Annotated in this window: 12 protein-coding genes and 1 pseudogene; 7 read left to right on the top strand and 6 right to left on the bottom strand. The window is 35.7% G+C overall.

Going from position 1 to position 14,587, the window contains the following annotated elements:
- Positions 1-46: 46 nt before the first annotated feature.
- Together ACY45D_RS12090 and ACY45D_RS12085 are read left to right on the top strand one after the other, a co-directional pair.
- The gene (locus ACY45D_RS12090; RefSeq protein ID WP_463106851.1) at positions 47-424 is read left to right on the top strand and encodes an IS630 transposase-related protein; all 378 of its coding nucleotides are present in this window, start codon (positions 47-49) and stop codon (positions 422-424) included.
- Entirely contained in the window at positions 421-951 is a 531-nt protein-coding gene (locus tag ACY45D_RS12085; RefSeq protein WP_463109389.1) for an IS630 family transposase, read from the top strand. The genes ACY45D_RS12090 and ACY45D_RS12085 overlap by 4 nt, the downstream gene beginning before the upstream one ends.
- Positions 952-975: 24 nt before the next feature.
- On the opposite strand, the pseudogene ACY45D_RS12080 reads toward ACY45D_RS12085, so the two are convergent.
- A pseudogene (locus ACY45D_RS12080) lies at positions 976-1,869 on the bottom strand (YbfB/YjiJ family MFS transporter); the annotation flags it as partial.
- A gap of 127 nt (positions 1,870-1,996) precedes the next feature.
- On the bottom strand, positions 1,997-2,578 hold the full coding sequence (locus ACY45D_RS12075; RefSeq protein ID WP_463106973.1) for a flavin reductase family protein: 582 nt from the start codon (positions 2,576-2,578) through the stop codon (positions 1,997-1,999).
- 200 nt (positions 2,579-2,778) lie between these two features.
- On the opposite strand from ACY45D_RS12075, the gene ACY45D_RS12070 reads away from it, so the two are divergent.
- A complete protein-coding gene (locus tag ACY45D_RS12070; RefSeq protein ID WP_463106972.1) occupies positions 2,779-4,170 on the top strand; it encodes an L-cystine transporter in 1,392 nt (463 codons plus the stop codon).
- Positions 4,171-4,295: 125 nt separating this feature from the next.
- Here the strand turns inward: ACY45D_RS12070 and ACY45D_RS12065 are convergent, their stop codons facing one another.
- Positions 4,296-4,580 (bottom strand): hypothetical protein, encoded by a 285-nt coding sequence (locus ACY45D_RS12065; RefSeq protein ID WP_089604696.1) that lies wholly within the window; start codon positions 4,578-4,580, stop codon positions 4,296-4,298.
- 243 nt (positions 4,581-4,823) lie between these two features.
- On the opposite strand from ACY45D_RS12065, the gene ACY45D_RS12060 reads away from it, so the two are divergent.
- From ACY45D_RS12060 to hemG, 3 genes are all read left to right on the top strand, one after another.
- Entirely contained in the window at positions 4,824-5,654 is an 831-nt protein-coding gene (locus ACY45D_RS12060) for a PhzF family phenazine biosynthesis protein (protein WP_463106971.1), read from the top strand.
- Between the two features lie 151 nt (positions 5,655-5,805).
- Positions 5,806-8,571, top strand: a complete 2,766-nt coding sequence (locus tag ACY45D_RS12055) for a M16 family metallopeptidase (protein WP_463106970.1) — start codon at positions 5,806-5,808, stop codon at positions 8,569-8,571.
- 302 nt (positions 8,572-8,873) lie between these two features.
- Positions 8,874-9,407, top strand: coding sequence for a menaquinone-dependent protoporphyrinogen IX dehydrogenase (gene hemG / locus ACY45D_RS12050; RefSeq protein WP_463106969.1), 534 nt, complete (start codon positions 8,874-8,876; stop codon positions 9,405-9,407).
- Between the two features lie 253 nt (positions 9,408-9,660).
- Here hemG and ACY45D_RS12045 read toward each other — a convergent pair whose 3' ends face one another.
- Positions 9,661-10,440 carry a ferredoxin--NADP reductase gene (locus tag ACY45D_RS12045; protein WP_463106968.1) on the bottom strand — a complete coding sequence of 260 codons (780 nt, stop codon included), beginning with the start codon at positions 10,438-10,440 and terminating at the stop codon, positions 9,661-9,663.
- A gap of 105 nt (positions 10,441-10,545) precedes the next feature.
- Between ACY45D_RS12045 and tsaA the strand changes: the two genes are divergently transcribed.
- Positions 10,546-11,256 carry a tRNA (N6-threonylcarbamoyladenosine(37)-N6)-methyltransferase TrmO gene (gene tsaA / locus ACY45D_RS12040; protein ID WP_463106967.1) on the top strand — a complete coding sequence of 237 codons (711 nt, stop codon included), beginning with the start codon at positions 10,546-10,548 and terminating at the stop codon, positions 11,254-11,256.
- Between the two features lie 105 nt (positions 11,257-11,361).
- Here tsaA and ACY45D_RS12035 read toward each other — a convergent pair whose 3' ends face one another.
- Both ACY45D_RS12035 and ACY45D_RS12030 read right to left on the bottom strand, forming a co-directional pair.
- Positions 11,362-12,831: a CYTH and CHAD domain-containing protein gene (locus ACY45D_RS12035; protein WP_463106966.1), complete on the bottom strand. Its 1,470-nt coding sequence runs from the start codon at positions 12,829-12,831 to the stop codon at positions 11,362-11,364.
- 222 nt (positions 12,832-13,053) lie between these two features.
- Complete coding sequence (locus ACY45D_RS12030) at positions 13,054-14,514, bottom strand: CYTH domain-containing protein (RefSeq protein ID WP_463106965.1); 1,461 nt, start codon at positions 14,512-14,514, stop codon at positions 13,054-13,056.
- Between the last annotated feature and the right edge of the window lie 73 nt (positions 14,515-14,587).

The raw sequence follows: 14,587 nt of genomic DNA, 5'->3' as shown, positions 1-14,587 counted from the left end.
GATATTTTTGAGCTACAATAGATAAATTCTTTTAAACTGTTTTTACATGCCAAAAATATATTCAGAAGACTTACGTCAGAAAGTCATGGAGTTCTACACAAAGAGCAACCATAAATCAAATACCTGCACGACTTTCAACATCGCCCGAACAACATTGGATGACTGGATTCTACTTGAACAGCAGACTGGACAACTGGCTCAGCCTAAACTTGTCAATGTTGGTAGACCATCATCCATTAAGGATTGGCAGGCATTCAAAGTATTCGTGGAAAATACAAAGTTTTCACAGGCAAAAGACTTAGTTGCCTTATTTGAAATTCAGTTTGGATATGCGATTACTTATGATGTCGTGCTTGCTGCACTTCATAAATTAGGTTGGACTCATAAAAAAAGAGTTTCCTCTACAGACAAGCCTGCAAAATAAGCAGAACGGTATTTCAATGGATTCTCCCTCAATGGGAAAGTGAATATGGTCAGGAAAATATTCTGTATGTAGATGAATCTGGAATAAACAGTGCTGAGACAGCAGAATATGGCTGGTCATTTAAAGGGAAACGTTGTCAAGATTTAAAATCAGGTGGTCATGGAAAAAGAATAAGTATGCTCAGTGCCGTGAGATCAAATTCCCCATACAGTTTTTTGTCACCAATAGTTTTTCAAGGTTCATGTGACAGAAAGTTATTCACAGGATGGCTTGATTATTTATTTCAAAATTTACCTAGGTCAAAGTATCTTTTGATTCTAGACAATGCTTCTATTCATAAAGGCAAAGAGATAGTACAGCTTGCGGAAGCGTATAATGTACGAATTGCCTATCTTCCTGCATATAGCCCTGATTTAAATCCAATTGAACAAGCATGGTCTGTACTAAAAAGGAAAGTCAGAAATATTGTAAGTCAGCAGAGTATTTCTATCTCTGAGGCTTTAGATATTGGATTTAAAGAAATGTAGCCTTTAATTTACATGTGGCTATACGTAGGTGAGTATTGGATTAAACTGGAAAATCGCAATAAAAATTGCACCGACGTAGAGACTGTATAATATTTTCAATGCGGTGAAATTACCGAATTTTCGTGCCAATAGATACGCACTGATTGCGCCTAATGCACTACCTGAACCATATAAAATCCAATTAAAATTAATGTGATAAAGATTTAAGTGTAATGTATTTTTTAAATAATCAATCCAAAATAAGGAGTGCGGTACATAAGCAAAAGCACTAGATGCATATACAATCAGTAAGCTGAAGTACATGCCATTAAGCGTAGTCAATGCATGGGTATTTGAAGGCAGATTGCTGAGATGACTTTGAAATATTTTGAGTAAATAACTCAAAATAAGACTGATTAAAAAAGCAAAACCGAATAAAACTAACCATGCCGATTGTGTTGAAATGCGGTCTAAATAGGGGAGGAATAATGTTGCAAGTAAAACACCTATGCCGATTCCGCTAAAGCCGATGAAGTTAATACTTAAGCGTTCTTCAGGAATGCTACATTGAGCGACCACACTGGGTGCAAGAATCATCAATAAACCACCACTGATCCCCGAAATTACTCGCCAAAACACATACCAAGATGCTGAAAAGTCTGAGAATGCACAACTTAAAAGGCTAATGCTGCCTGCAAATGCGGCACCTAATATAAATTTTGGCATACTTGGGTTCTGAGGCAATTTCATTGCCCAAAATGCACCGATTAAATAGCCAAGTAAGTTTGCGCTACCAAGAATACTGGAAAATTGAGTTGTCCATTCATAAGCAAGACGAGTTGTAGGCAGTAGTGCCGTATATGAAAAACGCAAGATACCTATACCTAAACACATGCTAAGACATAGAAATAGGCTAAGCTTAATCTTATTTGAAAACATTCAATTCTCGATACTGATGATTTGTGTTTCAGTTAAAAGACCTTAATCAGGATTTGAATAAATCACAAATAATGCTCGCTATTTATTTTGTGAATATACAATAGTGTTGTGAATATTGGACATAAGACTATTCCAAAAGGTTTGCATCAACTGCATCGCCAATTGTGTAATAGTGACCGCCTGCAACATGATGTAAGCTTTTCCATTCAGCAGGTGCTTCATGGTAGTACCAATGCCCATCACGGAAGACGCGATCATCTGCATAGGCTGCAACGACCTTAGCAATAAATAAATCATGAGCCTGTTGATTGTGTGGTTCTGGAATCAATTCACAAATTAACCATGCTGCGCAGCCTTCAACGGCAGGTAAATTAAAACCTTCAAATTGAAATAATGGGGTATGGCAGTGTGCTAATTTTTCGGGGTCATTGAACTGACTGATTGAGCCAAGTTGCTGTACCAATTTGAGTTGTTTTAATGTCGGAACTTGCAAGATGAAATAGCCTGATTTTTCCACTAATTTTCGTGTCTTAGTACTTTTGTCTAAGACAACTGAAACTTTGGCAGGAATAAGCTCTAGTGCGCATGCCCATGCGGCAGCCATGACATTTTCTTCATGTTCATATTTGGCTGAAACAAGCACTGTTGGGCCATGATTGAGGAGGCGATATGCCTTGGCAAGTTCTACAGGTTTAATATGTATGTTCATTCAATAACCTATATTTTAAAAAGCTATAGTCTTTATTTAGAAAAGCTTATTCAATTTATATATGAAAGCAATAAGATTTTGTTTTTATTCTTGTTTATAAACAGATAAAAAAACCGCATGTAAATCGCAAAAAATGCTAAAGACTGTTGAATAATGATCAATACGCTTATAATAACCAGATCAAAACTTTTGGAACTCAGATGAATTATCCACTTATTTTGAATATTGTTATATTCATTGCCTTAATCATATTACTCATGCAAACGCGAAAAACCGACTGGAGTTTGGCGAAAAAAGTTTTTGCAGGTTTATGTCTAGGGGTGGTATTTGGTTTAGGTTTACATTTGGTTTATGGTGCCAATACTGCAATTTTAGAAGAGTCTATTCAATGGTTTAATATCGTTGGGAATGGCTATGTCAAACTTTTACAAATGGTGGTTATGCCATTGGTATTTGTTTCCATTTTAGGTGCAGTGATTAAACTTCACGATGCTTCATCATTGGGTAAAATCAGTATTTTTAGTATCGGTACATTACTGATCACCACTTTTATTGCGGCATTAGTCGGTGTATTTGTCACCAATTTATTTGGCTTGAGTGCTGCGGGTTTGGTGCAAGGTACACAAGAAACTGCACGACTTGAAGCGATTCAAACAGATTATATTGGTAAAGTTACGGATCTTAGTGTTCCTGACTTTTTGTTGTCTTTTATTCCAACCAACCCATTTGCAGAATTAACGGGTGCGCATCCTACTTCAATTATTAGTGTGGTGATTTTCGCAACGTTATTGGGTATGGCAGGTATTAATTTAATTAAAACTGATGCTGAGAAAGGGCAACGTATCGTTATCGCGATTGAAACGTTGCAAGCTTGGGTCATGAAATTGGTACGTTTGGTGATGACATTAACGCCCTATGGTGTTTTTGCTTTAATTACTAAAGTTGTTGCGAGCTCTAAAGTTGCGGATATGGTTAATCTAGGTGGCTTCCTTGTTGCATCATATCTCGGCTTAGCGATTATGTTTTTGGTACATGCACTGGTATTACTGCTCGCAGGTGTCAATCCATTACGCTTCTTTAAAAAGGTTTTACCTGTACTTACATTCGCATTTACCAGTCGTTCGAGCGCAGCCAGTATTCCGTTAAATATTGAAGCACAAACTCGTCGTTTAGGTGTACCTGAATCCATTGCAAGTTTCTCAGCTTCATTTGGTACCACGATTGGTCAAAATGGTTGTGCTGGCTTATATCCTGCGATGTTAGCGGTGATGGTTGCACCAACCGTCGGTATTAATCCGCTGGATCCCGTTTGGATTTTAACATTGGTTTGTGTGGTTACTCTGAGTTCAATTGGTGTAGCGGGTGTCGGTGGTGGAGCAACTTTTGCTGCACTTATCGTGTTACCGATTATGGGTTTACCTGTAACTTTGGTGGCGTTACTGATTTCAATCGAACCGTTAATTGATATGGGGCGTACTGCTTTAAATGTCGATGGTTCAATGACCGCAGGTGTGGTGACCAGTCAATTGATGGGGCAAACTGATAAAGCGATTTTATTAAGTGATGAAAATTTAGAGTTATCAAACCGATAATTTTCAATCCTTCCAAAAATTAAATCGTGACCACATCATCGTTCGTGGTGTAGTTGAAATAAAGTCAGCCTCTTATTCAAACCATGAATAAGAGGCTGACTTTATTTGCTTCTTAACTTCGCTTTTTAATCTGCGACTTGATTACATTCTTTTAACTCAGCAGAGTTTTTTGTCCAGATTTTCCCCGCAGAGTTTTTATAGAAACTAATTTTTCCTACACGGATCACTAAATTCTGACATGAGTCTATAGAAAGTTCTTTTCCCCACGGGCCAGTCAAGCGACAAGTCGTACCATCACATTTCCAAACCACATTTGGGCCATTTTCAATCGGCACGGTAACTGTTCCAACATGTGATGAACCTGCAGTCCAAGTGGTATCGTCTGCTTGAGCCAAAGGAGAGAAAAGCATACAACAGCCAATGAGTAGATGGGTTATTTTCACAGATCATCTCCTATTTATTGTTGGTTAAATGAATGGTTAAGTTTGATTGCTCATTTAAGTTGTCTTAAAAAAGCTTATTCAAAATAAGTATTATATCGATCAGTAAGGAAAACTGTTGAATTATTGTTCTGTATCCATTTTAAAACAGAGATTGTATCTGTAATCATTTTTTATTTCGCTTAGAATCAACAAAAATCAGGAGTTTTGACAATGAAAATGTACCAAGTTGATGCTTTTACACAACAATTATTTAAAGGTAATCCTGCTGCAGTGCTCGTACTGGATCAATGGCTTGATGATGAATTAATGCAAAATATTGCTTTGGAAAATAATTTGGCTGAAACGGCTTTTGTAAAACGCATTGATGATGAAAATTACCAAATTCGTTGGTTTACTCCAAAAGTTGAAGTTGATTTTTGTGGGCATGCGACTTTGGCATCGGCTTTTGTTTTGTTTAAAGATTTTACCCAAGCAAAAAAGATCCAATTTCATGTTAAAGATTTAGGTATTTTTACGATCCATCAAGCAGAAGATGGCAAGATTCAAATGAATTTTCCAATTCGAAAAGCTCAAAAACTCATAGATTATCCTGAATTACTCAATCATGTGATTGATAAACCATTTAAAGAGGTTTATGCCAATACACAAGCTTTTATTTTAGTCTGTGATTCAGCACAAGACGTGATTGATGCAATACCAAATCTTGCCCATATTCAAAAGATTGCAGAAGAGCATAAAGTGAGTACGGCAATCACTGCCTATCACGAAGGTTTAGATGTGACGATTACTGCTGAATCTGACAACTATGATTATGTCGCACGTTATTTCGCACCGCATAAAGGGATTAACGAAGACCCCGTTACAGGTTCGATGCACACGGGTTTAGCACCATTATGGGCGGAGAAATTAAACAAGAACCAATTGATTGGCTACCAAGCTTCGGAGCGAGGCGGGGAGCTTTATTGCAAGATTGAATCAGAAGATCGTATTGAAATTTCAGGTTATGCAAAGTTGTATATGCAGGCTGAAATTTCACTATAAAAAGAGTTCAAATCAACGCAACATTTCTAATCATTACAAAAGCCGTTGAAATAAACGGCTATTTTTTCAAAACTTTACTGTTTATTCTGTTCAGGATTTTTTAAGATGGATGACATATAAATTTTAATATTTCAAAAAATCTGGACTTTTTATGCTTATGCAGTTAAAAAAACTCACTTTATCTTTATGTCTTATTGGTATTAGTGCAGGAACTTTCGCACAGACTATTTTAGTAAAATCTGAACATAATATCGAAGAATATAAGCTCGATAATGGCATGCGAGTTTTGCTTGCTCCGAATGATAAAGAGAGTAAAGTTTTTGTAAATACAGTTTATTTTACAGGTTCATTGAATGATCCAAAAGGTAAAGGCGGTTTAGCACATTTACTGGAACATTTGGCTTTTAAGGGGACTGAAAATGTAAAAGGTGAGGAGTTCCAACGCCGTTTAGATCAATACACCTTAATGACCAATGCAAGTACAGATTATTATTCAACAAAATACACCAATATCGTACGTCCTGAGAAAACAGCGCTAAATGAAATTATTCATTTAGAAGCAGAACGTATGGATAAATTAGTTCTCCAAGAAAAATATGTACCTTCTGAAATTAATATTGTCATGCGTGAACGTGAAGTTCGTATGGACCAACCATTTGCAGTTTTAATGGATCAAATGTGGAAAGCAGCCTATGGTAATCAGTCTCTAGGGCGTTTACCAATCGGGGATTTATCTGAATTACAATCGATTAAAATGAGTGAGTTAAATCAGTTTTATAAAGACTGGTATGCACCAAACAATGCGGTGATGGTGATTTCAGGAAAATTTGATAAAGCAGAAGTCTTAAAGCAAATAGACCAAAATTTTAGTCCAATTCCTGCGCGAAAATTACCTGCTCAAGCACAAGTGCCTTTATTGGATTCTGCAACGATTAAGACCCGTGATTTTAAAGTACAAAAGGGCAGTGATTTAGCTAAATTCAATATCTATATGAATGGAAAAGATGAGAAAATTCAATCTGTTTTAGCATTAGCCCCTTATCTTTATACATTACAACCAAGTGGACACTTATATTCAAATATGGTGGAAACGGGGATTGCCACCAATGTGCAGTCTACGACATGGTTAGATGATGATTTTAATTTGGTTTTTATGGGCGCAATTTATGCACCATCGCATGACCCTAAAAAAATTGAAAATTCACTGATTCAAGGTGTAGAGCAAAACAAAAAATTTGACGAAGTTGAATTAAAACGTGTCAAAAATTTAATGAGCAATGCCAATGAAAATCTACTGAACAATGCGACTGCTGTTGGTGGAATGCTGAGTGATTATGTGGTGTCATCGCATGGAGATTGGGCGCAATATTTCCGAGATCAACAAGCGATCCAAAAACTCACTGTTGCTGAAACCAATGCAACCCTCAAAGCATTTTTGACACCAAATCATCGTTTTAATGGTGATATCCAGCCGACACCTGAGGATCAGAAAAAAGCTTTAGAGCAAAAGCAAGCCAGTGAAAAACCTAAAACATTGGATCAGCAAGCGATTGCTGAAGAACCACTAAAAGATGTCAGTGAATACCAAGCCGAAGTACGACAGTTTGTTGAAAAGTCTAAGCAGCATTTAGATCAGACAGAGAAAAAGATTCAACGTGGGACACTCAAAAATGGTATGCAATATGCGTTGTTCCCAACCACAACACGTGATGATAAAACCTATGCCACGATTAATGTGAATTTTGGTACAGCAGAATCGTTAATGAATAAAACTGAGGTTTTAGACTTCACTGCATATTTGTTATTACGTGCTTCTGAACAATACAGTTTGCAGGATATCGCAGATAAAAGTATCGATGCAGGTGGATCTGCGACGGCTGCTGCTTCAGAGAATGGCATGACCATCCAAATAGTTGCGAAGAAAGAGAAGTTTGAAGAATTCTTTAAATACATTGTTTCCGTAATGAAGAATCCAAAATTTGAACAATCTCAATTTGATTTGATCAAATTACAGAGTTTAGCGAGTTTAGATCGACCTTATACGGAGCCTGAAACTGTTGCTGCTTTGACCATTGCGAGATTGTTGGAAACTTATCAACCTGGAGATTTACGTTATCACTTTGAACCTGAGCTTGCCAAAAAACAAATCAATGCAGCAAGTAATGCGCAAGTGATCGATTTATATAAAAAATACTTTGCGATGGATCATGCTCAAATTTCGATTACAGGGCAGTATGATGCTAAGAATATGCAAGCATTATTAAATCAAGCGTTTTCTCAGTGGTCGAGTAAACAACCGTACCAACGTCTTACAACGGAATACCATGCTTATAAAGCACAAAAAGTACATGCGCTTTCTGAGCAACGTGAATTTGGTAGTTATCAAGCTTTACAGACTTTGCCTGTAGGTGTGGATCATAAAGATGCAGCAGCATTGATTGTGTTTAGTTATATCTTGGGTGACTCTCAGCTTTCTTCACGCTTAGGCAAAGAGTTACGTGAGAAAAATGCTTTGGTTTATGGTTTTGGCAGTGATCTAGATTTGGATTCTTTTAATGATGCAGGTGCGTTAAGTATTGAGGCGAATTATACCGCAGGGAAGTCTGCTGAAGTTTCGCAAGTTGTGCATAAAGTGCTTTCTGATTTATTCACTCAAGGTGTGACTACTCAAGAGTTGGAAGCAGCGAAAGCAAGTATTATGAAACAACGTGTGACGTCTTTAGAAGATGAACGTGTCATCCATCGTATGTTGAATAGCCAACTTGAACGTAACAAGAAAATGGAAAGCCGCGCACTGCGTGATCAAGAAATTGCAAAATTAACCAAAGCAGATGTGGATGCTGTAATTAAAAAATATATTAAGCTTGATCAATTGGTTGAAGTAATGTCTGATCAATATGCAAAAGCGCAAAAGTAAATTTTTAGACTGATTTAGATTTATAACGTGAAGAAGGAAAGCCATACAGTTGTGTGGCTTTTTTTAACTCACAATCAGTCATGGTTAAAAGGACCGATACTCCATATTTATAACAATGAAAGTATTATCATTAGTAAAGTTTAATAAAAACCAAATTTCATTTATTAAAATTATTTGGCAATAAAAACTAGGCAATAAAATTCATTTATATGCAACAGTTTTAAGAGAAGCTCAAAAGTTCTCGTATACAGCAATTTAATATATTATTTGATAGCGTAAAATAAGAGAATTCTTAATATTCTATGAAAAATATACTAATCGTTTTTTCATCTGTAGATGGTCAAACCATAAAAATTTGTAATTATATAAAAGATTTATTGGTGAGTGATGGTTTGAATATTCATATCGCTTCTATTGATGACTATCATAAAATAAATACCAAATATGATTTTATTCTTATAGGAGCAAGTATTCGTTATGGAGGGTATCGTCGATCTCTTTATAAGTTTATTGAAAATAATTTATATGAACTAGAAGTGGCAAAGACTGGTTTTTTTTCAGTAAGTGCAATAGCAAGAAAAATAGGAAGAGATATTCCTGAAACAGATCATTACTTTCAAAAATTTAAAAGAAAATCTAATTGGACTCCGTGTATTGCTGGAATTTTTTCAGGTGCTATCTCATATCCAAAATATAATTTTTTTGATCGCTATATGATTCAAGTGATTATGTATTTAACGAATGGACCTACTGATTCTTCGAATTCTTTTGAGTTTACAGATTGGAATAAAGTTCGATTATTTGCTACTCAAATATCTTACATCCTAAAGGAGTAAATCTATTTGATTAAGTTGGGTTAGGATGTACAAGTGTGGAACTCTTTTTAGTTTTTTCTAGATTGTGTTACATGGGTTCAATGAAATTTTTCAAGTTTTTTTCTAATTCTAATATGCATTTTAGTGTAAAAAAAAATTTGTGATTTTCTAAGTTTTATCCTTTACATAGATTTGAACTTTTTATATTAATTTCTTAAATACGCAATAAAAAACCGAGGCATTCACCTCGGTTTTATTCTTCTATCAATCAGAATTACTTCTCAACGAATGCACGTTCAATCACATAATCGCCGAGCTCACCCATACGTGGTGATTCTTTAAGACCATGTTGATCCAACAACGCCACAACATCTTTTAAAAATGCAGGGCTACCGCATAGCATTGCACGATCCGTTTCTGGATTAAAGGGAGGTAAACCAATTTTCTCAAAAAGCTCGCCTGTTTCAATCGCTGTAGTTACACGACCTTGAGTGTGGAATTCTTCACGAGTCACTGTAGGGTAGTAAACAAGTTTGTCTTTAACGCCTAATTCTTGGAAAAACTCATGGCTTGGAAGTTCATTCAAGATTAAATCTTGATAAGCCAATTCTGAAATAAAACGAGTACCATGAACCACAATGACTTTTTCATAGCGTTCATAGGTTTCAGGGTCACGAATAATCGCTAAGAATGGCGCAAGCCCCGTACCTGAAGAAAGAAGGTACAAGTTTTTGCCAGGATTTAGATCGTCATGAACTAAAGTACCTGTTGGTTTTTTTGAAATAAGAATCTCATCACCAACTTTTACTTTCTGTAAAATCGAAGTTAAAGGACCATCAGGCACTTTAATAGAGAAAAACTCTAATTCTTCTTCGTAGTTAGCGCTAGCAATAGAATAAGCACGCATTAAAGGCTTACCATTGACTTCAAGTCCAATCATCACAAATTGACCATTTTTAAAACGTAACGCAGTATCACGTGTCGTTTTAAAACTGAATAATGTGTCATTCCAGTGGTGCACGTGAGTAATCTTTTCGACGTTGAAAGCAGCCATTAAAGGTCTCAATAAATTATCAAATTAGAACAGTTTACTATTCTAATCTAAAAACATTCTCGATAAACTGAATATATTTAATTGAGCTTATCAGAAAAAGTGATTATGACTGAATTGACCCTGCCAATAATTGGTTATATGCGATCGCCTTATAAAGAAAAGTTTGGTATTCCACGCCAACCGAATCTTGTTCAAGTTGAGTCTTATATAGAAATGCTTGCGCCATATAATGATTTATTGGCGTTTGAAGGTATCGAAGAATTTAGTCATTTATGGATTATTTGGCAATTCCATGACAATAAAAATCAACAAGATAAAGAAAAATTTAGACCACAGGTTCGCCCACCTCGTTTGGGTGGTAATAAGAAGATAGGTGTTTTTGCGACTCGAAGTATGTATCGTCCTGCACCGATAGGATTATCCGTAGTCAAGATTAAAAGTGTTGAAAAACAAGGAAACACGATTAGAGTTTATCTTGAGGGGAGTGATTTATTGGATGGAACACCAATTCTCGACATCAAACCTTATATCCAATATTCAGATGCCGTAGTTAATGCTGAAAGTGGTTATGCCCAAAATGAACCTGTACGTAAAGCGGTGCAGTGGAATGAACAAGCTCAATTGATAAAGCAACAGTTACTTGAGGCAAAAAAAATTAATCTGCAATATATTGATGAGCTAGAACAAGTTTTATCTCTAGATCCACGTCCAGCTTATCAGCATGACGAAGCGCGTATTTATGGGATGAAGTTTGGTGAATTTAATATTCAGTTTAATTGTCATCAAGACGCAATTTTTATTCAAAATATTGAATAAATTCTTAAAAATTAGTTTTGCTAAGTTAGCGAAGTTAATCGATTTTGGATTTATCAAGTAAATAATCCATTCATGTTAACTGCATGATGACTTGTGTGGTTGTGGTTATTTCCAGAAGCGTTTGGATTGAGCAAAGTAAAGCAAATCTTGTTGTGATTGTAACAATGCTTTTTGTTTTTCGGCTGCAAGCCATCCCAGAGCAAACCACACTTCAGGTTGGGTTGGGATGTAAGGCTTTAATAAGCTTTCGGCAACAATCAAATCATTATATTTTCCCAAACTTTCCTGTGCTGGTTTTAGTGTTTTTAAATAGTTTTTTACAGCATGTAGGTTATATAAAGATGAAATAAATTCAATACTATAACGTAATCTTTTCAGCCGTTTGCGAGTGCGATGACGTGCTTCAATCTCTAAATTTAAATAGTTTTCAGCATCGGATTGTATGCTGCGATGAAGCTTTTCGAGATTTTTAGCAATACTTTTTTCTAATGATTTTGTGGAATGCTCATGTGTTTCTTGTTGTGAAAATTGAATGAGGGACAACACCAAACTTGCAAAACTTAAGGTTTTAAAAGCATCACTGATTTGATGATTCTCATGCTGCGGCTGTGCTTCAAGCTGTAGCTGAGGTGCATTTACTGCTGCAAGCTGCGGTAAGATTTCTTCATTGAGCATACTCAAATCCCGAGAAGTACCTAAGACTCGAAATAAATGTGTCAATTCACTTTGCCAAGTTAAATCAATATGTTGTGACCAATTCGAAAAGGTTTTTAAAGCACTGCGTAATCGTCGAATCGCTACACGGGCTTGATGAACGTGTTCACTATTGAACTGTTGCAAAGCAATCGCTGTGCTATTGGGGAGTAAATGTTGTAGGCAATTATAAATCACTTTTTTTAATGCAATTTCGGCTGAATCATTCTTATCTAAATATAAAGGCACTTGAAGTTGAGCAGGTATTTGCTGAATATTTTGAGCGAGTAGAAAGCCTTGTTGCGTTTTACTCAAAGTATCTAACCATAAGCCATAACGTTTAACCCGCGGTAAGATAAAGGAGATGAGATCTTGAACTGTACCTTGTTTGAGTTTGAATCTAACTGCATAAATTTCCAATTGATCTTTATTGATATTTAGAAAACCGCGATCAAGTTCTACTTCAATTTGGCTATTTTGAAAATTAAATAGCGTGGACGATCTTTCCAGTTTTGTTTGAAATTGAATTAGCAATTGCTGTTCAATGTCTACAATCAATTTTCGAACATCTTTTGGGATTTTGTTATTTTTATCATCTTTTAAAACATGTTGAATTAAAATATTATTTTCACTGGAAGTCATATTTTGTTTAATTTCAAATTTTTTACTTGAATGATCCGATGCAATTTTAACAATCTGTGTCCATTGTTCATTTTCCAAACGTTGTTTGAGTAAAATTGCATGTTGAAATAGATCAAATTGGTGATTGTCAAAATAAAGGGTTTCAATCGATCTATGCTGCACACTTTTACGTTGCAACGCTTTGAAAATTAATTCACGTTTGTCTTTTGGAATTTGAAACTTAAGCTCAATTTCTTGCATTGTTATAATTCCATTCTTATAAATGCTTCAATTTAGTCTAACGCTATTTGCAATATGATTACGTCATTTTTATGTTGTGATGATTATTGAATGTTTATTGTCATTGTTTGCGCTAATACGATAATAAAATCAAGGAAGTGAAGATTTTAAATGAAAATTTTTTTAAGGTCATTCACCTAAAAACCATCCACTTAAAATCATTCACATCCTAGATAAAAATGGTTATTTAAGGAATTTACGACTCACCAAGAATTGTTCAGTCGCATCGAGTAAAGTTTGCGCATAAGCCTCTTGTTTCGCGGTAAGCCAACCTAAGGCAAACCAATCACTGGCTTCAAGTTCCGTTTGTTGTAAATACGATGCAGAAGAGGCAAGCACCTGATATTGCTCAGATGCTTGTTGAGCATCATTTAAAGATTTCGCATATTTTTGCAGATTTTTAACATCATAAATATGGGTTAGGATTGGAAAACTAAATTTTAATTCATTGAGCCGTTGCGCTAAGAGTTCTAAACTTTCCAAATCTGCTAAATCAGCCTGCGTTAAAGCTTCTTGAAGGTGTTTATATTGATTTTGCAAGGTATTTTGCGCATACCATTTTAAATCATGCTCTTGTGCTTTTTCAGATTGGCCTAAACTAAACATCAATAATTCTAAATAATGCTGCACATTCTGTGTAGATTTCACCAAGTTATTGAGTTTCTCTTGGGCATATAAAATGTCTTTGTCTAAGCTTTCTGCTGTTTTAGGATTTTGCAATAAAGCGCCTAGCGTGCTTTGCATATGCTCAAAATGTTGTAGGTTTTTAAAATGGCTTTCAAAAGCAGCCAATTGATGTGCCCATTTGTCTGTTTTAATCTCAGTCCAATCTTTAAAGAGAGAAAGGCTTAAATGCAAATGATGTAATGCAATTTGAGCTTGGTTAATATGTTCGGCCTCAGCCACTTGTGCTGAAATTGCAGAAATATTGGGTAAAAGATGTTGCATATGATTGGCAATGAGTGCTCTCAAGTTCTTATCAGCACTGTCTTTTTTATTGAGAATAATGTCTTTACTGTGTTTTGCAGGACTCACTTTTTGCTTGAGTGTGAGCAAATTTCCAAACTCTGCTTTGCTACGCACATCTAGCCAAAGTTGATATTTCTTTACCCATTCAAAACTAAAAGCCAATAAAGATTGAATCGAACCACTTTTGAGTTCAAATTCAACTTCATGGATTTCTTGTTGGGCTGAATCAGTGCGAACCTCTCCAATGTCCAAACAGACTTCAATTTCTGCATCTTCAAAATGAATAACACGGAAGGTACGTTGAATATCTGTTTCAAATTGAAGTTTCAGGTGCTCGAATTGATCACCCAAGGCATTTTTTAAAATCTGATGTGCTTCAGATTGTTCACTATAAATTGACAAATCCAGCTTTGGTGCTTCGGAAAGTTCCCCCAAATCATGGTTTTCTTCAATACGTTGCAAGTGGCTTTTTGTCGCGGCTTTGAGTGTTTGTATCCAACGTGTGCCTTCTAGGCGCTGACGAAGTGCTGCGCCATTTAAAGACAGCTTTTTATCATCTGTATCATAATACTTTGCTTGTAATTGAATTAACTCAGATTTTTTTGGGTCTAATGCTTTAAGTAATGCATTTCGACGAGTCTCAGGAATCTGAAATTTTAATTCAACTTCAAGCATGATCAAATCCTAGTAATATTGTTTAAATCAGAAAGTCTATAACGACACATCCAACGATTAGTGGTCAACCATT

The sequence above is a fragment of the Acinetobacter sp. BZX-2 genome (assembly GCF_055179795.1).
This window is presented reverse-complemented; position numbering and strand designations above follow the sequence as displayed.